The organism is Lyngbya sp. PCC 8106, assembly GCF_000169095.1.
Classification (GTDB): Bacteria; Cyanobacteriota; Cyanobacteriia; order Cyanobacteriales; family Microcoleaceae; genus Capilliphycus.
Genome location: NZ_AAVU01000023.1, coordinates 41,740 through 63,622, shown reverse-complemented (window position 1 = coordinate 63,622; position 21,883 = coordinate 41,740). Strand labels below are relative to the sequence as shown.

The 21,883-nt window shown below is 40.5% G+C and carries 18 protein-coding genes and 1 pseudogene; 7 read left to right on the top strand and 12 right to left on the bottom strand.

Annotation, left to right across the window (positions count from 1 at the left end; genetic code table 11):
• Window positions 1–344: 344 nt before the first annotated feature.
• Window positions 345–1,226: an RNA ligase (ATP) gene (locus L8106_RS16270; RefSeq protein WP_009785455.1), complete on the bottom strand. Its 882-nt coding sequence runs from the start codon at window positions 1,224–1,226 to the stop codon at window positions 345–347.
• A gap of 383 nt (window positions 1,227–1,609) precedes the next feature.
• On the opposite strand from L8106_RS16270, the gene L8106_RS16265 reads away from it, so the two are divergent.
• Complete coding sequence (locus tag L8106_RS16265; protein ID WP_009785454.1) at window positions 1,610–2,083, top strand: phage integrase; 474 nt, start codon at window positions 1,610–1,612, stop codon at window positions 2,081–2,083.
• Between the two features lie 78 nt (window positions 2,084–2,161).
• On the opposite strand, the gene L8106_RS16260 is transcribed toward L8106_RS16265, so the two are convergent.
• From L8106_RS16260 to L8106_RS34485, 5 genes are all read right to left on the bottom strand, one after another.
• A complete protein-coding gene (locus tag L8106_RS16260) occupies window positions 2,162–2,572 on the bottom strand; it encodes a hypothetical protein (RefSeq protein WP_009785453.1) in 411 nt (136 codons plus the stop codon).
• A gap of 302 nt (window positions 2,573–2,874) precedes the next feature.
• Window positions 2,875–3,138, bottom strand: a complete 264-nt coding sequence (locus L8106_RS32300) for a hypothetical protein (protein ID WP_156803717.1) — start codon at window positions 3,136–3,138, stop codon at window positions 2,875–2,877.
• A gap of 309 nt (window positions 3,139–3,447) precedes the next feature.
• A complete protein-coding gene (locus L8106_RS16255; RefSeq protein WP_009785452.1) occupies window positions 3,448–3,657 on the bottom strand; it encodes a hypothetical protein in 210 nt (69 codons plus the stop codon).
• Window positions 3,658–3,684: 27 nt separating this feature from the next.
• Entirely contained in the window at window positions 3,685–4,116 is a 432-nt protein-coding gene (locus L8106_RS16250) for a hypothetical protein (RefSeq protein WP_009785451.1), read from the bottom strand.
• A 344-nt stretch (window positions 4,117–4,460) separates the two neighbouring features.
• Window positions 4,461–4,823: a DUF2784 domain-containing protein gene (locus tag L8106_RS34485; RefSeq protein ID WP_071941401.1), complete on the bottom strand. Its 363-nt coding sequence runs from the start codon at window positions 4,821–4,823 to the stop codon at window positions 4,461–4,463.
• 116 nt (window positions 4,824–4,939) lie between these two features.
• Between L8106_RS34485 and L8106_RS16245 the strand changes: the two genes are divergently transcribed.
• The gene (locus tag L8106_RS16245; protein WP_009785449.1) at window positions 4,940–5,302 is read left to right on the top strand and encodes a hypothetical protein; all 363 of its coding nucleotides are present in this window, start codon (window positions 4,940–4,942) and stop codon (window positions 5,300–5,302) included.
• Window positions 5,303–5,355: 53 nt separating this feature from the next.
• On the opposite strand, the gene L8106_RS33750 is transcribed toward L8106_RS16245, so the two are convergent.
• Both L8106_RS33750 and L8106_RS34480 read right to left on the bottom strand, forming a co-directional pair.
• A complete protein-coding gene (locus L8106_RS33750; RefSeq protein ID WP_083798426.1) occupies window positions 5,356–5,838 on the bottom strand; it encodes a transposase in 483 nt (160 codons plus the stop codon).
• Window positions 5,817–5,897: pseudogene (locus L8106_RS34480) on the bottom strand (transposase); the annotation flags it as partial. The pseudogene L8106_RS34480 and the gene L8106_RS33750, both read right to left, overlap by 22 nt.
• Window positions 5,898–6,249: 352 nt before the next feature.
• Between L8106_RS34480 and L8106_RS16230 the strand changes: the two are divergent.
• Together L8106_RS16230 and L8106_RS16225 are read left to right on the top strand one after the other, a co-directional pair.
• Window positions 6,250–6,618, top strand: a complete 369-nt coding sequence (locus tag L8106_RS16230) for a hypothetical protein (protein WP_156803716.1) — start codon at window positions 6,250–6,252, stop codon at window positions 6,616–6,618.
• Entirely contained in the window at window positions 6,611–7,513 is a 903-nt protein-coding gene (locus tag L8106_RS16225; protein ID WP_009785445.1) for a ParB/RepB/Spo0J family partition protein, read from the top strand. Before L8106_RS16230 ends, L8106_RS16225 begins: the two co-directional genes overlap by 8 nt.
• A gap of 51 nt (window positions 7,514–7,564) precedes the next feature.
• Here L8106_RS16225 and L8106_RS16220 read toward each other — a convergent pair whose 3' ends face one another.
• Window positions 7,565–8,848, bottom strand: coding sequence for a hypothetical protein (locus L8106_RS16220; protein ID WP_156803715.1), 1,284 nt, complete (start codon window positions 8,846–8,848; stop codon window positions 7,565–7,567).
• A gap of 1,363 nt (window positions 8,849–10,211) precedes the next feature.
• Window positions 10,212–10,712, bottom strand: coding sequence for a hypothetical protein (locus L8106_RS29710; protein ID WP_009785441.1), 501 nt, complete (start codon window positions 10,710–10,712; stop codon window positions 10,212–10,214).
• Between the two features lie 418 nt (window positions 10,713–11,130).
• Between L8106_RS29710 and L8106_RS32295 the strand changes: the two genes are divergently transcribed.
• Window positions 11,131–18,330, top strand: coding sequence for a S8 family serine peptidase (locus tag L8106_RS32295; protein ID WP_009785440.1), 7,200 nt, complete (start codon window positions 11,131–11,133; stop codon window positions 18,328–18,330).
• Between the two features lie 316 nt (window positions 18,331–18,646).
• Window positions 18,647–19,264 carry a GNAT family N-acetyltransferase gene (locus L8106_RS16205; RefSeq protein ID WP_009785439.1) on the top strand — a complete coding sequence of 206 codons (618 nt, stop codon included), beginning with the start codon at window positions 18,647–18,649 and terminating at the stop codon, window positions 19,262–19,264.
• Window positions 19,265–19,340: 76 nt separating this feature from the next.
• Here L8106_RS16205 and L8106_RS16200 read toward each other — a convergent pair whose 3' ends face one another.
• Entirely contained in the window at window positions 19,341–19,673 is a 333-nt protein-coding gene (locus L8106_RS16200) for a XisI protein (RefSeq protein ID WP_009785438.1), read from the bottom strand.
• Window positions 19,658–20,077 (bottom strand): element excision factor XisH family protein, encoded by a 420-nt coding sequence (locus L8106_RS16195; protein WP_009785437.1) that lies wholly within the window; start codon window positions 20,075–20,077, stop codon window positions 19,658–19,660. The genes L8106_RS16200 and L8106_RS16195 overlap by 16 nt, the downstream gene beginning before the upstream one ends.
• A 286-nt stretch (window positions 20,078–20,363) precedes the next feature.
• Between L8106_RS16195 and L8106_RS16190 the strand changes: the two genes are divergently transcribed.
• Window positions 20,364–21,875, top strand: a complete 1,512-nt coding sequence (locus L8106_RS16190; protein WP_009785436.1) for a M50 family metallopeptidase — start codon at window positions 20,364–20,366, stop codon at window positions 21,873–21,875.
• The last annotated feature ends 8 nt before the right edge of the window (window positions 21,876–21,883 follow it).

The window sequence follows — 21,883 nt, the reverse complement described above, 5'->3', positions numbered from 1 at the left end:
AAAAGACCTGGAATAAAGGCTGGCACAAAAAAACTACACTTAAAGGTCTGATTTTAGTAAATATTTGTTTGAAATTACTTTGAATTTTAGATCTGTTGTCATTGAATACAAAAACAAGCCTTCTCGATCCACTTCTCGATTAATCTTTGACTTCCCATCCGCCATTTTAAGTAAATCATCTATGGTTAGTGGTATAGCGCTACTTGAATCGGGAACAGGGAACAGGGAACAGGGAACAGCAGACTATGAAAGCGGTGCGAACCCGCGCCACCTGCGGGCGCTAGGGAACGCGCACCAAGAGAGGATTCTAGGATTTAGAAATGTCCTAACCTTTATGCGTAGTGCTATAGTTGGTATATACCCTCTAATAATGGGACGGTCTCAATAGGTTTTAAACTCCTGTCTAATTCAGTTTTATACAAAATAGAGTTCAATTCATTAAAATTAAAATAACGAGCTTCATCAATTGAGTAAATCGAAAATACTTTAAATTGATGCTCATTTAATTTGTAAATATTTCCTTGAATTCCTGGCCCAATCAGTTCGCCTTGAATAGCAATATTCTGATCTAAAGGTTTGATTTTTTCTTCAACTTTACTTTTCCGAGCTATTTGCCATAGAATGTTATTTTCATCTTCTAGTAAATCTAAATTTCTTGAGCAGACCCCAAATTTACCATCTCGATAATAATAAGTGACACTACAGCCTTCTAATTTTTCTGTTACGTAAAAGTCTTGTTCTTTGATTTGATCGTAATCTTCAACTAAGTTTTGAATGCGATCACCTCCCGTTTTTGGAATAAAGCTTGGATATTGACCTTTAACTTTACCTGCTAAATTAGCAGGTATCGGAGGTGCATATTTTTTAATCCCTAAGCAATCAGTAACATCCTTACCAATCTCTAGGGAATCCGATGAGTCTAAGATAGAGGTTGGTAATACCAAACCTTGACTGACTTGACCTCGAAGTTTTACAGTGCGTAACCGAAATCCCTCTGAACCATCCGGTAATTTTTTATAACTACTTTTTCTTAAAAATTCAAACTCATCTTTAATTGGTAAAAATGAATCAATTTCACAGTAAATACACAAATCTCCAACTAGATATTCACCTTTCTTTGTAACCACATTCCAATTTTTTATTTTTGCGACTTCAATAGTATCTGCATTTAAAATCGGTTTAATATCTACAATTTTTTGAATGGTTGCTAATTTTCTATCTGCCATTCTGTTACTCCCATTTTTGATTTTTAATTTGTTAATTTTTTTGCTGATTTAAACATCATTGAAACTACAATAAACTCAAGTTAATTTTTGTTAAAATTTGAATTGCGAACATCATTAAAATTACCTCCGAAATTCAGTTTGTCAAGTTCTACCTGTTATTCCCTCATCGGTTCGAGCCATTTTTTCTGAAATGGCACTCATCCAACTAAGCAGCATCCCCTGAGTAAGCAGATTCGAGTCCTGTATTACCCTGTTGCATATATACTACATTAATATACTACAAACTGTCAAGAGCGTAATACAATCCGGGTATTATTGGCGTTAAACAAAAGTGTCATTTCTGTGAAAAAATGAATATTTAGAACTGTACTTTTAATAAGTAAATGCAGCCCACCTTTACGGCTACACTGGCTCTGAGCGCTCCCTTACCCTTGACCCTACATCCAGCGGCGGTGTACCTTAGAAGTTTGGGGTCTGGCTCCCGACCAACAATGAAACAGTCTCTCGATGCGATCGCTTCAATTCTGACCAATGGTGAATGTGATGCCGATACCCTGGACTGGGCTGCTTTAAGGTATCAACACACGGCAGCGGTTCAAGCCGTTTTGTTAGAACGTCATGCTCCGGTGACAGTCAAGAAGATGATAGCGGCGTTGCGGCGGGTGCTACAAGAAGCCCGAAAACTGAAGTTGATGGATGCAGAGAGCTACAGTACAGCAGTGGTGAAGTTAGGGTTACAGGATTTTACCCCGGAAACGGGGGCGTTATCCATCCGACAGGGGAAAGGTGGAAAGGATAGAACGGTGTATTTGCCCGATAATGCGATCGCCTGGGTTGAAAAAAGGAGTAAAGGATGATTGATGTACTGCGTTACTGCAATCAGTAAGTATCTACTGCAATTTTACCTCAAGTTAGACATGGCACTTGCTGCCGACTCAAACTCTAAATGCCTGTTTAACCTCGGGTCGCATCAGATAGTAAAGAATTACGATCGCGAAGCCAACGGTTAGATAATTCACCGCAACTCCACCGCTACCCAGCAACTTCGTCACCTCCATCATCAAGGCGACAATATGGACAATTACCGTTCCAATCCAAGCCCATCCTCTAAGTTGCAATAAACTCAAACTCAAAACAAAAGACATCAGTCCGAGTGCTAAACTAATCGAGGCGAAGATAATAAAGAATCCACCGAATATTGCAGCAAGCCCTGACCCGCCAATTGCCGAAACAATAACACCACCGACACCTCCAATTAACAGCCAAATGAAACAATCGACCAGGTTAAAAATGCCGCTAATTACCTGCAAAATGGCGATAATCGTAACGTTTGTAGGACGTCTCATCGATTCAAACCTCTCTAGAAGATCCCTATTCGTAACTCAGAAAGCTCCCTAACAACTTAAACTACACTATAGTCATTTTACTGTTAGATTATTGACTTATGCCTGGGTCAATGTGCTGAAGTCGTGAGGGTGCTGTTGGATGAATACCTCTCACAGCAAGGAGTAAAGGATGATTGATTGACATACTGCGCCTGCTGCAATCAGTAAGGCATCACTGCAATACTGCATTGCTATCAAGCAAAATAGAGGCGCTATGGGAACGTCTCAGTTGATTTGTTATTAATTAATGAGTGAAATCTTGATTAACATCCACCGTAACCACCACCACCACAACTACCACTGGAAGAACTACCACCACAACTACTACTGGAAGAACTACCACCACAACTACTACTGGAAACAGCACCACCATAAATAGCGGTACTAGATCTGCTGTTATTGTTTCCGTATATTACTGATTTATGAAAAGTTGATCGATTATTTCTAGAGTTTCCTTTTTGATTCCCAGCCCCAGCAAGAGAAGCAAGGCTTGCACAGATAATTAAAACAGAGAAAAACCAACCCATAAAATTGTACCTCTAATGTTCTACTGAGGATCTATCAGTTAAAGATGTCAATTTTATGAATTTTGAAAAAAATTTTTTGTTTACCCTTGCAGCAGTTAGAAAACCATAGACCGCTACAACCCCTAACAGATAAAGATTTCAGCTTCCAAGCGCAGAACACAAATAATAACCCCTGCAAGAGTCAATGGGTTGACGTGCGACTTGCAGAGGTGTTTGCCGTTTATGAAGGCTGATAGCTAGACGTGGTAGTTTCCTTCATTAAATAGAACAATCATTGGCTCCACCTCCACAATATTTCTAAGCGTAAAACTAGAGTTTTTGTCTATAGCCAAATAGTTTACCGAAGATACCAAAAACTAAAAGTCCAATAGCTAAAGATGGTTCTGGCACTGATATTTTTGTGACTTTAGAGTTAATAAAAAAATCTGGAATACCATCTTCTACATCCTGTGGTTCAAATAAAGCCGAAGTAATTGTAAAATTACCGAGGTTAAAAGCACTGAAATTCCTCAGTTCCATACTGCTATAAGATAAACGGTATGAGCCTTAAATTCCATCAGTTTTGATTAAATTATTAACTTCTACGATGCCCACAGTTAAGAAGTCACTACCATCACCGGGAAAAGCAATATTATATCCAACTGGCGCAGCTCCTGAAATTGTCTTAAAAGTGTAGTTTTCAACACTTGCAGTCACTCCCGTTCCGGGCGAATTATCCAGTTGTAATCCTGTGGGAAGAGTAACAAAGTTATTGGGGTCAAAACGATATTCACCTTTGATTATGTCGCCAATATTAATCAGGTTTAAAGCAGCTAAATCTGTAGTTGGGTATTCTTTGATCCTTTCTGTAAAATAAAAATCGGTTACAGTTGCTTGAAAGCGATAAGTAAGCAGGGCTGCTTGAGTGGGTTCAACAAACAGAGTTTCTACAGCTATGCCAACCAAGCTAACAAGGGTAAATAATATTGTTTTTTTCATGGCATTATACAATTAAATTTTCCATCAATTTTCAGCCAAGCTTCAATCCAAATCTTTAAGGATTTCCAAGCCACTTCCTAATTGCAGTTCTATGAGAACAACAAAAAATAAACTTAATTTTCACCCTGATGCTCTTGACCAGCAGTTTAACTCTAACATTTAATATTTAATTCAAAACTTAACAAAAATCCATAGTTGTTTTTTAAAACAACTAGAAAAGCATTATACCGCTAAGATCCTCAATAACTAAGTTACTACTCTACTTTGTCCAAGAACGCTACGATCAAGCCATGTTTTTGACTCTAGACTCTAGACTCTAGAATAGTAACAGACTAACGTACTTTTCAATCCTTAGTTTTGAGGATACGAGACCCATAAATACCTAGATTGATAACTAATAGCAACATACCTAAGAAGATTTGTATTGTTCGTGTTAGTTCTCCAGGGTAAATTATAGGCAGGATATAGTGTTCGATAAAACTGGTATCATAACCGCTCATTCCACCACGTTCTCTGAGCCAGTTTTCTAATGGTGTGAGGGGACATACCCAACCGAAGAGAGTTAGGAGTACAGCCCAGGTCAAGGCAGGCAGATGGAGAAGCGCACAACGAGGATACTTCAGTACCAACAATCCTCCCAGGGAAGCGAATAAGATGAACGCCAAATGGATGAGGACAACAAAATCAGCGGTTAGACGGTAAATCAAGTTAAAGAACTTACAGATGATTGTTATCTACATGATGCCTAATGTGAGTCGAGAATTTATGATTACAGGTCATTACAATTAACAATTACAAGCCCAGATATTGAAGAACCCATCAAATGATTAAACTATTGACACTTATCTTGACGCTTACCACTGGCATTGCAACGGCGGCTCCTCAGCAACAAACCATCCCGGCTCAGTTTCGGGGGAAGTGGGACTTAGATTTGGAAAGCTGTAGTTCTCGTTCATCTGAAGGAAAGCTCATCATTAGTGCAGACCGTGTTGAGTTTTATGAAAGTGAAGGCTCTGTTCGTTCTGTTGTCGCTCATGGTAATTCTGACCTTGAGTTAAGCATTGAATTGTCTGGCGAAGGGGAAACTTGGATTTCCGACAGATATTTTCAGCTCTCAGATGATCAAAAGTCTTTGACAGATTTAACCAACGGTAAACCTGGATTTGTGCGTTACCGATGCCCATGATTCAGGGTTGTTGCTGTTTAAAAATACGGCTCTTCTAGACTGAGTATGATAAATTAATAGCAAAAATGCCAATTTAACAAAACTCTTCTTCTAAAGTTGTCAAAATTAGTTAGCCCGTAAGCTCTTCTTTTTATGAGTTTAATTTTTTGATTTATACCTTCTACGGCTCCTTGAGTTGTTCGGCAATTAAAATAAGCTAAAATTTCGCTCATCCATCTTTTTATGGTTTGACAACTTTTCGGGAAATAATCAGCAGATAATTCCAGCCATTCGATGAGATCCCACAAAGCATCGTTGGCTGTAATAGGACTTTCAAATAGATCTCTTAGCTGCTCTTTTCTTTTATACATTTCCATTAATTCTGGTGCGGTTTGTTGAATTTCTTTTAATTTATTTTTCTCATCTTCATTCAGTTTTTCTTTCTTTTTAAGTAGTGGATACTTGCTGTTTTTTAACCCTTCTAATTTTCGTTTTTTTCTGTGGAATTTTTCAAGTTTTCCACCCGTCTTTTCTCGGCTTTTCTTTTTAGATCTAATTCTTGATTAACTGACTTCATTACATGAAATCTATCTGCTACTATCTGAGCATTTGGCATCAGTTTTTCTATATTGACTTGAACGGGATGTATAAATTAGTTTACTGCTCTCTGTTAAATTTTCATTGTTCTTACTGAAAAAGGGAGTATAAATCTGTTTGATAATTTGTAGATTTCAGAAGCATTAAACAAATGAGTTAAATTATTTCTGATAAAGTAATCGTGCGCGAGTGAAATGTGAGAAGACGAACTTTTTAGGGAAGTGATAGTGATTTAATCGAACAAGCAGGTTGGGGAGTGAGCAGTCAACTTTATGCAGAGGTTTTAATTGCTACAGGTGAGTAGTTCTAGCTAAATAGGGTCAAGGATACTGAAGTAGATAAACAGCTTAAGAGTGGGTTGTTCAAAAAGTTTGAGTGAAGTTACCAAAGCCATTTTGGGAGCTTGTGATATTGCCTTCGTTCCCTGTCAACCTTCTGGCTTGGATGTCAGTAGCAGTCATAAAATTTTGCAAATCATTCGACACATTCAGAAAATGCGAGGGGGTAAACCTCAAGCCGGATTGTTCTTGAGTCGGGCGGTTAAGAACACCCTACAACTAAGAGAAGCCCAAGAACTCCTTTCTTCCGATCCCAGATTTCTTCTCCTCAATTCAATTGTTTATCAAAGACAGTGCCTTAGCGATCCTCCAGCTACGGCGTTTGAATTGTCTGACCCGAGTGCTAAAGCGGCGGTAAAAGACTACAACAATTTATTTTCGGAGGCGTTGAAACTTGGTTAAGCGCGGCAACCTCAAAGCGTTCTTGGGAATGGACATTCCCACTGATTCAACTGAGGGGGATTCAACTTTACCCCTGAGCGCAATTGTTCTGCCAGCTTCTCAGCCCCGGCGGTATTTCGACGAGGACAAAATTAAACAGCTTTCGGCTTCCATTGCTGAATACGGTTTGCTTGAACCTATACTGGTTCGGCCCGTTCAAGGAGGAAAATACGAACTGGTGGCTGGAGAACGTCGATACCGGGCTGTTCAACTTCTGAAGCTAGAGTCAATTCCTGTTGTTATCCGAGAACTAAGTAATGAAGAAGCTCTGGCTGTTTCTTTGATTGAAAACCTAGAACGGGAGGATCTAAACCCAATTGAGGAAACCGAAGGCGTTTTGGCTTTGCTTGCACTGACCTTAAAAATTACAGTCCCCGAGGTGGTTTCTTTGCTTCACCAGATGAATAATGAAGCCAAAGGAAAAGTTACCCGTAACGTTACAGGTAGCCCTCAAGTGGAGTTGGTCTTGACCGTTTTTGAAAGTGTTGGGCAAAATTGGCAGTCTTTTATTAGGAACAAGCTACCACTGCTCAAACTGCCCCAGGAGATTTTAGACGTTCTGCGCTCGGGGAAAATCGAATACACCAAAGCCAAAGCCGCTGCCCAACTCAAAGATGAGACAATCCGAAAGCAACTACTGAATGAGGCGCAGCGCGAAAATCTTTCCCTGACCCAGATTAAGGAACGCATCAAAGAACTCCAGTCGGTTCCTCAACACCAAGATACTCCTCAAACTCAACTCAGAGATACTTACCATCGCCTCAACAAATCAAAACTGTGGGAGAAAAACCCAAAGAAGTGGAAGCGAGTTATAACCTTACTTCAAAAAATGGAAGCGATTCTTGAAGAAGAGTGAAATCTAAAACCGCCCCCTCTAGAATTGTGGAAATGTGGAGGGGGCGACCAACTAAACGAGAGAAATATCGGGCGCAACTGCGAACAAATTTGGGGTGAATTCATCCGCGTCAACACCTTGAACAATTGCCAAGGTTTCTCCCGTTTCTATCGCACTAATCGCCGGGACCGCATCGCTATCGGCAATCAAAAGCTCCTCAAAAGCCATTTCACCTTCAGCCAAACCGGAAGCTTCGCGTGGGGAACTAAGTGAGCCATTCATGTCTGAGGTAACATCAAAGTCGGTAATGGTATCGGTATCCCTTCCGCCCAAGAAATTCTCCCCCGTGAGGAAATCATTGGCGGCTTCGGGTGTGGGTTCTACCGGGGATTCAGATACATTGAAAGCTAAAGTGTAGTCACTGGAGATTCCAATTTGTTGGAGTGCAAACGTGTAAACTCCACCGGGTAATGCACCCTCGAAACCAATCGCCGCCCATCCCCGCGCAATGTTATCGAGGATATCTGTTCCCACCTGTCGGGGTTCTCCAAACAAAGCGTAGCCCAAGAGGTTTCCTCGAACCGCAGAATCATTTAGGGGTTCGGTAAAGGTATCGCCTTCTTGCACCCCGATAAAAGCAACGTTGCTCTCAGAAAAGGATTCGAGAACCAACGTGTCGAGTTGGAAGCCTTCGGGAATGGTGACGGTAACGTACTCCTGATCTCCGTCGCTTGTGGTCGCCGATAGGGGGGTGATTCCTTCCGATAATGGCAGTTCTAACGGGTTGTTGGGGTCGGTAGAAATATCTCCACTCACCGCTTCATCATAGCCCGGATTGAGGGGAGGAGCGGAGACGGGTAGCTGACTTTCATCATCGGCAAATAACACCGTAGAAGATGCCGCATCCGGGTTAAGGGTATAGTCGCCGAGATCGCCCGCCAACTCTGTATTTTCAGAATTTACCCCATCGGTCGCGACGAGCGAAAACTCAGATTCGACCAAGCCATCGAGGATTTCTGGCAAAGCTCTGTCCGGTTCGAGGTTGTCGAGTACATTAATCGTAAAGCTCCCCGTCGTTGCTCCTTCATCAACCGTTACAAAAAAGCCGGAACTATCAGAGTTGGTATCAATTGACGATGGATCAATATTTTCCGCAACCGGGCGAAATTCAAATCCGGTTAAATCCAAGCGATTAACAATTTGTTCGACCTCGCTATCAACATAAACTTTTAGTCCCCCCGCAGGTGCGGGTTCATCGAGGTCAAAACGAACCGTTAGCGCCGTCCGTTCATTTTCAACCAAAGCATTCAAATCGCCCTCAAACGTTGTTGAGGTTGAGAAACTAACTTTTACCATATTTTTATTCTTTAACCCAGATTGAACCCTAGTTCTACCCAGTATTTTAAAACCCATTTCCAACTCGGTTTTTAAAAATATTTCCGAAATTTTAGTCAATAAATAAGCCCGAAAAGGATTCGTGTGACTTGAAAAATAAATTGACTAAAGTGCCAAACTTTTGCACAGGCGGGCGTTGAGTTCTTCAACCCTCACGATGCCGCACCCGTGCGTGAGGTTCGCGTAGGGTGGAAGTTTTTTGAGAGCAAATGCAATTACACCGAAACTTTTATCGTTGGAAAATCGGCAGTTTTATACTTTTGAAAAGCGGGTGTTTTTGCCGAAAAATATGCGGATTTATTCACCGAATAATCCCAAAGTTTGATTAGATTTTACGGCAATTGATAGACATTTAATTGTCGAGCCGATGGTGTTTTTGAACAATTGCTATTGCGGGGAGGTTAAAATAGACAGCGGATGCCAACAATAATGAAGCCGAAAATGATGGAGAGTTTAGGCGGAGGGAGGGGGTACGAAGTGCCAACACTACTAAAAGAATTTATATGTCTAGCTTTCAGGCGCTTCTTCAAAGACAACAGTTTGATTCTTGCGGCAGTTTTACTCTTGAAGAATAGTCGAGAAAAAATAATATAAATAAAAATTCAATAAATATATTAAAATCACAATAATAACTAAAATTATAAATTCCAAAATTACAAGCTTGGACTGAAGTTACTGAGAATTACTTAATACCTGTTGGGCAATGGTACTTCACGTACAGCTTCATCAATACCCCGCACGGGTAGTTTATAAGCTTGTGCAGGATATGGCAAAGCGATTGCTTTTACACTGGTAAAATGAAAAGAAGTTGCGTCTGATTTAACCCAATCTGTCGGGGTAATATACGGGGTTTGATGAAACTCAAAGCTAGTAGTTTCTAACCTTACCAATTTCACCCAATCGGTAGGGTTTATCCACCTGCGCTTCCGCCTCCTCCATTACCCGGATCTGATTGTTGAAAACTAATCGAATTTAACCCTATTGTTCGGGATTTTGTTTTAAACATTTTCATTGATTTAGATGTACAAAGTTTCCAGCTAATCGGATTTAACTCAATCGGTTGGCTGGTTTTGAGCCGAATTATTCCGAAAGCGAATTCATTTCCAACTAATTTGCTTTAACCCGTGCGAACGGAGCTAGATTATAAAACCGTTACACAATCGATATTGTAAGGGCAGAAATCGATGCTCGTTCCGCCTACTTGAATAATCGGCAAAGGTTTTGTTGTATAATTGATATTATAGATGCAAAAATAGAGGCTGTCAAAAAATAGACAAAACATTCTCCTTAATGTCATTAAAAACAATATAGTTTAGTTGTTCCGCTATCGTATAGGATAATAAAGTTCGCCCCGTTTTTCCCAAGAGACTCGTCCGATATCTTTACTTTTACTCCAAGCGAGGAAGTGTTCGTTACCCCGGTGGGCTTCTTTCTCGACTGTCTCGGGAGTTACCCCCAGTCTATTGGCTAAATCTTCAGCTTTCAACGGTTGCAGTTTGGGTTTAACAAAAGAAGGGGTCGAACGAGTTTTTCGAGCGGTTGTTTTTCCCGACATTACACCCGCCAGAAGTTGCTGCATTTGTTCCATTTGAGCTTTAAGGGTTACGATTTCCGCTTCCGTCCCCGCCAATTGTTCTTTGACTATTTCTTCAATTATTGTTCTATCCGGTGAATTATTCTGTGGGGAATTCCCCTCAAAAAACTGTTTGACGATTTCAACTAATGTGGCACTTTCGGTTAAATTTTTCTGGTTGGCATAGTCTTTTAGTTTTTGGTGATATTTGGGCGGAAGGTAGGTAACGGCTCTAATATTTTTTGTAACCACAGTAGCTTGAATTGGTTGAGGTATGCTTTTAGTATGCTATCAGAACTTTAAGCAATTTAAAATAGCCAATTAAATCAACATTTATTTATATAATTAACTTTTGGCAAAAATAAAAACTTGGGGATAGTTTTATTACAGCCAACCCAATAGTTAACTGGTTTATAAACTTTATTAAACTAAAAATTCAGCTAAAACTCAGTAAATTTACTGAGAGTTTTTAAACTTGAAAAATCCATAAATCTACTGTGTTATTTTTGCAGAGACTATGCTTAAATAAAGTTAACAAGATACAAAAAACTTAAAAGTTTCCAGGCGAATATTACGTTTGAGTATCTAAATTTTTCTTCTGGGTTTTATAAAAGAGTAAAACTGCAACAGGGTACTACTACTACTCACCTACAGGGTGTGCAAACTTTTTATGGGTTTATTCAAAAATTTGCTCGGTTCTTCTAATCGACGTCAATCCGCATCGGGTTTTCAGTCCCAATCTAAAAAACCTCCGTCTCAAGAAACGTTTATCCTAGAATCGATATTGACTCCGAGTGGTTTGGTCGATGGAGGAGATGATAGTCCTGACCCCATTATTATTGAGAGTGAATTACCGGATGAAATCGAAAGCGAACTTGAGGAGGAAGTTGAAACCGCATCAGAAGAAGATTTAACCCCCGTCGAACTTTCTAACCTAGACGAAGTTGATGAAGTTGAAATTCCTTTCATTACCGAACTCGAAGAATTAGAAATTGAAGATAATTCTGAGACTTCCGAGGAAAATTTAGCAGAATCTAACGAAGAAATTATATCCGAAGCCGAATCTTTATCAGAACTTAACGAAAATTCCGAAACTGAAATAATAGAAACAACTTTAAATACCTCACCCGAAGTTAACGAAGAATCCTCATCAGACTTAGAATTTTCATCAGAAGTTGAGGAGGGTTCAACCGAAAATCAAAACGAAACTGTATCCTCATCTGAAGAAATATCTGAAGATTCAACCTTAGAAGAACCAGAAGCAACCGCGTCCTCATCCGAAGAAATATCTGAAGTTTCAAGCTTAGAAGAATCTCCGACAGAAGAAACTGCATCCGAACTTGAAGAAATTTCTGAAGTTTCAACCTTAGAAGAATCTACAACAGAAGACGTAGAAACAACTACAGAAGCAGAGTTAGATGAATCAATAGAAGAAACCGAATCATCGACTTATTCTGAGACTGAAGACTTTAACGACACCGATACAGTAAACGAAAGCGAAAACGAAACTGATAGCAACGGCGAAATTCTCGAAGAAATTGTCAGTTCTCCTATTGACTTTAACTTTGACTCCGGTATCTTTACCGTTGGAGAAACCGGGGAAATTGGAATTGATTATCTGTTTGATGGTGGAGGATTTGGTTGGGGTGAAGTCGCCATCTTCAGTTTGGAAGGAATGGAGGAGTTAGACCTAAGCTTAGAAGGGTTTATTCAAGAAGCCTCTAACCGTGCGTTGAGTGATTCTGAACTCGGTCATGTTGTGATTTCCGATGGACACGAAGGTGCAAAATTTAGTGGAGGAATGGGTGGAGAAGCAGATGTTAACCGGGGAGAATATTTGGGTGTAAAAACCTTTAATATGCGTCCGGGGGATAAATTTGCAATGATGTTGATTCCGAATGGAAAAGTTCAGCAAGTTTTTGATAATCCCAATGCAGAAGGAAATATTCGACCTTTATTTTCTCTGTCAAATGCAAATCCAGAAGATGGTTTTCAACTCGGACAAATTGCGGATGTTACCGGAGATGGGAATACTTTTGTATTTGAAGATTTGCGAGTAGATAATAAAAGTGATCACGATTACAACGATATCATCTTTCAGGTGCGGGGTGCAAGTGGAGAAGCGGTTCATTTAGATGAAGTTGTCAATCCGAATAAAGATTGGCGTTCTTCCGATATGGGTCAAGCATTGATTGAATACGCTCAACCTTATATTACCCCGGATGAACCGATTGTTGAAATTGAAAATAATCTATCAAATCTCCTGACTGAGTTAGAAGATTTACTGGATGAGGAAGAATCTGAAACCGAAATAGAAATTGATGAGGAGGTATTCAATTCTGAAGTTGTAGAAACCGAAGTCATCGGTAATGAAATTGTCGAACTTTCAGAGGAGGAACAATCTCAAGACGAATCTACTGAATTGGTAGAATCTACTGAATTGGAAGTTGAAGAATCAGAAGTTGTTGAAATCGAAGACAATTTAGAAAATCCCGTTGTTGAGGAATCAGAAGTTAGTGAAAACAAAGAGAACTTAGATACTCCTGTTATTGAGGAGTCAGAAGTTGTTGAAATTGCAGATAATTTGGATTATTCTGTCGGAGAATTAACCGAACCGGAGTCGGAACAAATTGAGGTTGAGGAGAGTTTAGCATCGTCCATTGTTGAGGAAACTGAAGAATCAAAAGTTACTGAAATTGAAGACAACTTAGAAACTTCTGTCGAACAATCAGAAATTACTGAAATTGAAGACAACTTAGAAACTCCTGTTATTGAGGAATCATTATCGGAGTTAGAAGAAACTGAAGTTGAGGAAAACTTATCTACTGCTGTTGTTGAGGAAACTGAACAGTCTGAACTTGTTGAAATAGAAGATAGTGGAGAGACTCCTATCGTTCAACAAACTGAAGAATCGAACGCTACCGAAATAGAGGAAAATTTAGACACTTCTATTGCAGGGGAAACTGAAGAATCTGTTGTTAATGAAACCGAAGAATCTATTGTTAATGAAACTGAGGAAAATTCTGAAAGTTCCACTTTCCCAACCGAACCAACAGTTATCGATGAGAGTTCAGAAAATCTAACTGTTGAGGAAACGGATGAGTCGGAATCTGTTGAAATTGCAGAGAATTCTGAAACTTTTGTTGTTGAGGAAACTGAAGAATCCGAAGTTATTGAAATTGCAGAGAATTCTGAAACTTTTGTTGTTGAGGAAACTGAAGAATCCGAAGTTATTGAAATTGTAGATAATTCGGAAAATCCTGTTGTTGAGGAAAACTTATCGACCCTTACTGTGGAGGAAGCTGAAGAATCGGTAGTTATCGAAGCTGAGGAAAATTCTGAAAGTTCTACCTCCCAAACTGAACCAACAGTTATCGATAAGAGTTCAGAAAGTTCAACTATTGTAGGGGAAGTTGAAGAATCCAAAGTTATTAAAATTGCGGACAATTCTGAAACCTCTGTTGTAGAGGAAGCCAAAGAATTAGAAGTTATTGAAATTGCAGATAATTCTGAAACTTCTGTTGTAGAGGAAGTTGAAAATAATTTAGAAACTACCCTCGCCAAAGAAGCCGAAGCGGAATTAGAAGAAACTGAACTTCAAGAAATTTCTGAAGATTCTTTTGTTGAAGAAATTGAACAGTCTGAAAGCGTTGAAGTTGAGGAAAATTTAGATAATTCTGGCGTTGAGAAAACCGAAGAAACAGAATTTATTGATGTCGATAATAGTTCTGAAAGTTCAACTTTACCCGTTGAAACTACTGAATTTGAAGACGTTGAAAATAATTTCTCTGAAACTTCGCCAACATCAACTTCTGAATCTCCAACGATTAATCTGGTTAATCGATTAGAAAACCTGACCTACAATTTACAGAATCAGAGCCTTTCAGAAACCCCGGTAAACAGCAATTTAATTCAACAATTAGAACAATTAACCAATCGCTTAATAACCCAAGCGGAAGCAAATCCTAACTTTGCTGTCAGTACCAACACATTACAGTTAATTGAACGATTGGAAACTCAATTAATTACCCAACCCGTTCTTCCCACACCCGTTGAACCATTCATTGACTTTGAATTCCCGGTGGAAAATCAACCGTTAATTGGAATAATTGACACGGGTTTTAGCGGGGATAATCCCGATATTGATTACTCTCGAATTACCTGGGGAAGCGATAAAGTTGATGGCGATTCCGACCCCACTTTGTCGGCTGGAGAAGGCAACGAACACGGCACCCATGTTTTAGGATTAATTGCCGCTAAACAAGATAACGGAATTGGCATCGATGGAATTAACAATAACGCCCCTATTTGGGCGGGACGAGCGATAGGTTCGGGACGGTGGGCGGAATCTTTGGTTGAGTTTGTCGATGCTGCTGTCGAGTCTGGACAACCCAATGCGGTGGTTAATTTGAGTTTAGATTTAACCCAAATTGATGCGGAAGGAAATGTCACCACCCGCTACGAATTCACACCCCTAGAAATGGCGGCGTTAGAGTATGCCCGTCAAAATAATATTTTGGTTGCGGTTGCAGCCGGAAATGAGGGCGGCGTGATGTCGGCTTTGGGTCAGGCTTCCCAACAGTTTGATAACATTATTACCGTTGGTTCGGCTCAACAAATCGATAGTGAAACTTCTGCTTGGCAAGGCTTTAACCGTGCGGAATATTCTAACTATGGCAACGGTTTAGATATTGTTGCTGATAGTGGAACGTTAGAGAATCCGGTGATTTCTACTGTTGGCGATGGTATTGGGGCAATGGATGGAACTTCTGTCGCCACCGCTAAAGTTACGGGCGCTATTTCTCAAGTTTGGGCGGCAAATCCCGAGTTAAATTATCGCCAAGTTATTGATATTATCAAAGCAACGGCGACGGATCTTCAAGATACCAATCCGGATGTTGAAACGGGGGCGGGTTTACTCAATATTGCTGCTGCAATTCATTTGGCTAAGGTAACACAACCCGAAGAATATAACCCCGATTTACAACTTGTTCCGACCACTTGGAGTGGAGAAGGAAAAGTTACCCCAACTGAACGTGCGGTTCGTTATCGTTACGAAATGAAAGTGGGGGATACACTGTGGGGAATTGCACAGCGGGAGTTAGGCAATGGATCTCGTTGGACAGAAATCACTAAAGATCCGGCAGGAAAAACACCATTTACAAGTGCAGAGGCGTCACGATTATCTATAGGTCAAGCCATTTATTTACCAGGAAATGACCCCAATCCACAACCGCAACCTCAGCCAACTCCTCAACCTCAACCTCAACCAACTCCTCAACCTCAACCTCAACCTAGTTCCGATACTGTTAAACAAGCAGCCCTGAATAATTTCTTGAAACCTTTTGGGGATTTACGGAGTTCTTCGTGGTCAAACTTCCTCAAAGAGATGTTTGAGAAGTTCTACAACAGTGCTAATAAAACTCTCAATTCAAAAGCACCACAACAAGGAACCGGAACTTCTGTTAATACTACGCTCCAAAGAACACCAACTCAAAGTGTAAAAACTTTAGCTGGGAAGAAAATTATTCTCGATCCCGGTCACGGTATTACTAATACAGGATTCGATCCGGGTGCTGTTGGTTATGGTACAACCGAAGCGGTTGAGAACTTACATCAAGTGAAGCTGATTGCCAATCATTTACGGCAACTAGGTGCAGAAGTCAAGGTTTTAGACGAACCCCTATCTTTGGCACAAATCGGTCAACGGGCTGCGGGACATGATATTTTCGTTTCGCTGCACCAAAATGCTTTTAACAAAAATGCTCAAGGTCACGAAGTTTATTCTCATTCAAACGCCCCTGCTAAAGATGCTCAACTTGCCCAAGCGATTAACAGTGAGTTAGATGCAATCTTCCCCGATCATGTTATTCCCAACCGAGGCACAAAGAAAGCAGATTTCTCCGTTTTGCGTAATGCTCCTACCAATGTTCCTGCGGTTTTGGTTGAATCTCTGTTTATCGACGCTCCTGGGATGAGCCGTGCTAACGTTGAAAAAGCCGCTACTGCTGTGGCGCGTGGAATTGAAAAATTCTTCACGGGTAAAGTAACAGGTTCTACTCCTCCATCAAACAATCCCACCACACCTAAACCGACTCCATCCTCAACATCGGGTGTTGTCAATTCTAAGGTTGGTTCATTCCCTTTAAATTTCCGTTCTGGTTCTTTTGTTGGTGCCAGTGTTATCGGTAAGTTGCCCAAAGGGACACCACTCAAGATTTTGAAATCAGTTACGGGAGGAACTTATAACCCTGGTACTGGCTCTCGCAATGACTGGTATCAGATTGAGGTCAACGGTAAGACTGGCTACGTGGCGGCTTACTATGTTGATGTCAAGTCTTCTAGTAAACCAACACAAACCTCTTTTAATCTTAAGCCTGGAGGCACTAACTTAGATTTCCGGCGAGGTCAAGAATGGGTTACATCTACAGGTTATAAATTTAAGTTTCAGACAGATGGAAACTTAGTGTTGTATGACCGGAAAGGAAAAGCAATTTGGGCGACGGGAACACATGGCACAAATGCTGATCGATTTTCAGTACAAACTGATGGAAATGTTGTACTTTATGATCGTGGTAAGCCAGTTTGGGCAACGGATACCGCAGGCAACAAAGGTGCATATTTCTCTATTCAAGGCGATGGAAACCTGGTTGTTTATTCCTCAAATCGCAAGGCGTTATTTAACACGGGAACGGTTAATGGACGTCAACGAACCCTATCTGCTTCAGCACAGTGGTTGCGAGATCGAAATCTCAAGCGTTTTCCTGGGTTGAAGTTCTCTACAGTCGTGAGTAAAGCAACAGGCAAAGCACTAGATGCGGGTGGCAAAAATAATTCTGTTTATCCTCATTCATCACCTAATTCTAAGAATGAGTATCACCAATGGGGATTTGAGAAGGTCGGTAATTATTACATGATCATCAACAAAGCTACGGGGAAAGCCTTAGATGGTGGCGGAAATGGCGGAAAACTACCTTACGTTCACCCAGATCCTACAAAAAGCAATCCTTACCAACTTTGGAAGCTCCAGAAAGTGGGTGACGCTTATCTGATTGTCAATAAAGCTACGGGGCGTGCCTTAGATTCGGGTGGTGCTAATGGTAATCACATATATATGCACCCCAATCCCATACCGGGTAACTCTTTCCATCAGTGGAAGTTAAACCTTCCCAACAGTGGAGGTAGTTCGACTAAGACGGGATACGTCAATTCTAGTATCGGTCTAAATTTACGTCGCGATCCGAGTACCAATCAAGCCAAGATATCGACTTTGCCTAATGGCACTAAGTTGACCATACTCGAGAAAGTCACTGGCCAGCCTTACTATCCTGGCAATCGGACAGACTGGTATAAGGTCAAGGTTGGAAATACAGTTGGCTACGTTGCTGCTGCCTATGTCAAAGAAGGTAGCACTCCCACATCTCCATCACCTCAACCCCAGAAAATTATGAGTTATAGCGAGTTTGTTAATAACTGGCGGAACTGGTCTGAGTACACTTCTTCGCGAAATCCCTTCCCTGGCAAAGGAGCAAATTGTACTTGGTACGCTCACGGTCGTATGATGCAATTGGGTTATAGCGAATATGCTTTAGACAGTATGTTGGGCAATGCGGGAACATGGGACAATACCGCAGCGCGTGGAGCTAAAGTAAGATCTACACCGCAAGTTCCTAGCATTGCTGTATGGGAAGCAAGAGTGGGCGGTGCAGGAAGTGTGGGTCATGTAGCCGTAGTTGAACGAGTTAACTCAGATGGTTCGATTCTGATTTCAGAATCAAACTGGCCTACAGGAAATGCTTACGGCACGAGGACTCTCTATCCGAATAAATATGGATGGCCTAGTAAATTTATTACCGTCCCAAAAGCATAGTGCTTTAAAAAGCGATCGCTCCTGGTGAATTGGGGGTGATCGCTCTGTTCTTGGTTCCATTAAACCCAAGAGTAGTAGTCAGTATTAATGGTAGAGTGCGTTAGTCGGGAACAAATTTTCGGCAAAACCCAAGAAATTAAAAAGCCCGACGTAACGCACCAAAATCGCTAATAATAAACCTTGTTTTGGTGCGTTACATGGTGAATAAAATTTACTCAACTTTCGCCTAAGTTAATTCCCCGCTAACACACCTATGGGACTACTACTAGACTACTCAAAATAATTCATTAGAAAATCAAAACCGAGGTGTCTGACTTTGCCAAACATCAAACAAATTCAATCCGTTGATGCCATTAACGCAGCTTTAGACTCCGGCTTTTATCAAACCATTTACGACTGTTTTTCGCTTCCACCATTTAGCGAAATTATCACGCGAGAAAAGGTCAACTATTATTTTCACAAGTACGTCAACCAAGGAGTCCTCTACTTGGCTTATGAAAATAGCAAACCCATCGGCTTTGTCGCCACCCTACCCCTAATTAAAACTAAAAACATTGGCGAACTCTCCTTCATCGATACTTGGGTCTATTATCAAGGTGAAAAGATTTGTTTAACTCCAGAATTTTTCACCCAAAAGACTCAACTCAGTCCCGACAAGCATCAATATATCGCCTCTCTAGGTGTCGATCCAAAATTCCGCCGCCGAGGAATTGCCAGAAAACTGTTTCAAACCCTATTTTCTCACTTTGATTCTTCTGTCGCCTATGTATTGAGGACAACCAACAACCCCAACTATGCTTACATTCCCAAATTTTACCAAAGCTTAGGATTTAAAATGCTACCCCTAATGGAAAAAATAAACGAGCAAAATCAAGAAAATTCTATCGACAATCAACGCTTAGTTGGTATCAAATACCCCGATAATACCACATAAGCAAACCGATAATTTACGAATTTTTTTTCGATTCCAAACCTTTTCAAATTTTATTGTCAACAATCAAGCCCTCAAATTAAGCGTTCGCAAATTCGGTCAGCTTTCGATCTTCGGGATGATAAAAAGCCAAAACAATATCTGATTTTGGAACATTGCGTTCGAGTAAATCTTGGGTAACGCCCTCCTCCGTTTCATCTCGTTCTATCCAAAACTTTCCATCTACAATTCGCAAATGTATAATCGTACTGTGAACCCGCCGATCGCCATTCCACCCAAAACTAATCAGCAAATAACTGTCGCCATCGGCGATCGCCCGCAACTCGATTTCCCCCAGACTGGGTTGATAACGGGCGTAATCGTTAATAATTTCTTGTGCGATCGCTTGATAAGACTCTACTTGACAATCCATTTGACAATTTCCTCCCGTTCTGGATTGAAAACAAAAAAAGGAATTTGACGCTCTTTAAGAAACATTTGAATTGACGGACGCTGAAAAAAGTTATCGTAAGTCCGCTTGGGAACTGCAAGATAAAGATTGCGATCGGGTTCTTGCTGGTTAATAAATGTTAAATACAAATAATACTGACCAATAGCCCGTTCTAACTCGGTAACAGGTGAAGGACTGCGAAATACCTTGATCTCGATGGCGATCTTTTCCCCGGATTTTTGAGCCGCGATCATTTTTTCGGCACCTAAATCGGCATAAACTGTCAGATCCTCAAATACAATTGTAAACGGATCGTGAGTGATTGTCCAACCATCTTTGACCAAAGCGGCTCTGACAACGTTATGATAAAGATCGAGTCGAGGCATTCATTAACTGTGATTAAGTGCCAGTTCACTCTAACATAATTCAAGTTTTTACAGCCGCATTTCCCCGCTCAAAAAGGACTCGGACAGTATGTTCCGTATCGTTCTATAACCAAAAAACGCCGACAAGATTATTAATCCGATTTTACTATAAAAAAATATCAACTTAAAAACCTCAGTATTTTTACGGAAATCGAAAATTATTAAATTGCAAATATCGTTAACATTACGGATTGATTAATTCCTTGACTTGCGAATAAAATAAACACAAGGCATCTACTTATTCACCATGACATCAAACGGTCAAAGGGTTCAGTCCGATGAGTCCGAGTTAATCTTACCAGACTTAACGCCTTATTGGAAATTGACCCAAACCAAAACCTCTAACTCCATCCTTCTTAAAGCTAAAAACAGTTCAATCACTCATCCGTTAACCCCCGAAGAAGGTTTTGTACTGCGGTACTTTACCGGAAAATTTACAATCCCACAGGTTCAAAAAGCCTGTCAAAAACAATTTAATCATCTCCCCGAAGATTTTGTATTGAACCTTCTACAAAAACTGATAGAACTGCAAATCTTAGCTTGGGATAACGGGGAAGAATATTCCCAAACTTCAAACTTCACAAACCAGAATTATATCAAAGAATGTTCCCAAAACTCAACTTCAAAAAAGGGAGAGAATGAAGAAAAAATCTTACTCAAACTCAAAGACTGCGTTCACTGGATAGAACATCCTGAAGGATATTGGATACTTCGCAACCCCGAAGATGTTAAATTTCTGCAAGTTGGACAACAAGACAAAACCATTATAGACCAACTTAAATATCAACCCGTTTCAGTCGTTACTGCGGAATTTTGTGTTTCTCAAACTTACATCAAACTCCTGCTGCAAAAACTAACGGTAACTGCAATGTTGGAGGGAACCACACCCCCAAAACCTCCCAAACGCAAGTTCAACCCCATGCAGTTATTATTCTTTCGCATTCCCCTGTTTAACCCCGACAAATGGTTAAGCCAACATATTGATAAGTTGCGGTGGATATGGACTCAACCCGTTGCTTTTCTCCTGACAATATTTCTGGTAACTTCCGCCACTATCGGCTATTCCCAAAAAGGTGAAATTCTCTACACGGGACTTCAACTGTTAAGCAATGCGGGGGGTTCTCTGTTAGTTCCCTTCGGACTTTTAGCAATGTTTGTTGTTACCATTCACGAACTCGGACACGCTTTCACCCTCAAACAGTATGGCGGTATTGTACCCGAAATTGGGCTGTTAATTATGATGTTTATGCCTGCGGCTTATACCAACACCACCGATAGTTACTGTTTGGTGAAACGCTATCAACGGGTTTTGGTGATAGCAGCCGGGGTGATAGTACAGTTTACCATGGCGGCGATCGCATTGCTGCTGTGGAATTGGTCAAACCCGAGCAGTTGGCTACACACGGTTAGTTATTTATTAATGACAGCGGCTTTATTTACCGTTGCGTTGAACCTCAACCCTTTAGCTCGTTTTGATGGCTACTATCTGGCTTCAGCAATAACTGGAATTAATAACCTCAGAAGCCGTTCCTTTAAATTGTACCAAAAACTTTTCACCGGAAAACCTAATTTAGAAAATCGACAGGACACATTAATATTAGCCTGTTACGCACCTTTTAGTTTGGCATACATCTACTTTGTGTTTGGGTTTCTGTTATTGCGAGTTGCAGATTGGTCTTTTACCAATATCCCCACCCTGAGTTTAATTTTACTACTGATTTGGGGAATTTATTCAATTCTACCCGAATCAAAATCCTAACTGTTGTT

Excerpts from the sequence above, each read along its gene's own strand:
- L8106_RS16245 (WP_009785449.1), top strand. The coding sequence starts at position 4,940 with ATGATTAAACTATTGACACTTATCTTGACGCTTACCACTGGCATTGCA.
- L8106_RS32300 (WP_156803717.1), bottom strand. The coding sequence starts at position 3,138 with ATGGGTTGGTTTTTCTCTGTTTTAATTATCTGTGCAAGCCTTGCTTCT.
- L8106_RS16250 (WP_009785451.1), bottom strand. The coding sequence starts at position 4,116 with ATGAAAAAAACAATATTATTTACCCTTGTTAGCTTGGTTGGCATAGCT.
- L8106_RS16260 (WP_009785453.1), bottom strand. The coding sequence starts at position 2,572 with ATGAGACGTCCTACAAACGTTACGATTATCGCCATTTTGCAGGTAATT.
- L8106_RS16195 (WP_009785437.1), bottom strand. The coding sequence starts at position 20,077 with ATGCCTCGACTCGATCTTTATCATAACGTTGTCAGAGCCGCTTTGGTC.
- L8106_RS16265 (WP_009785454.1), top strand. The coding sequence starts at position 1,610 with ATGCAGCCCACCTTTACGGCTACACTGGCTCTGAGCGCTCCCTTACCC.
- L8106_RS16190 (WP_009785436.1), top strand. The coding sequence starts at position 20,364 with ATGACATCAAACGGTCAAAGGGTTCAGTCCGATGAGTCCGAGTTAATC.
- L8106_RS16270 (WP_009785455.1), bottom strand. The coding sequence starts at position 1,226 with ATGGCAGATAGAAAATTAGCAACCATTCAAAAAATTGTAGATATTAAA.
- L8106_RS16220 (WP_156803715.1), bottom strand. The coding sequence starts at position 8,848 with ATGGTAAAAGTTAGTTTCTCAACCTCAACAACGTTTGAGGGCGATTTG.
- L8106_RS16255 (WP_009785452.1), bottom strand. The coding sequence starts at position 3,657 with ATGGAACTGAGGAATTTCAGTGCTTTTAACCTCGGTAATTTTACAATT.
- L8106_RS32295 (WP_009785440.1), top strand. The coding sequence starts at position 11,131 with ATGGGTTTATTCAAAAATTTGCTCGGTTCTTCTAATCGACGTCAATCC.
- L8106_RS16200 (WP_009785438.1), bottom strand. The coding sequence starts at position 19,673 with ATGGATTGTCAAGTAGAGTCTTATCAAGCGATCGCACAAGAAATTATT.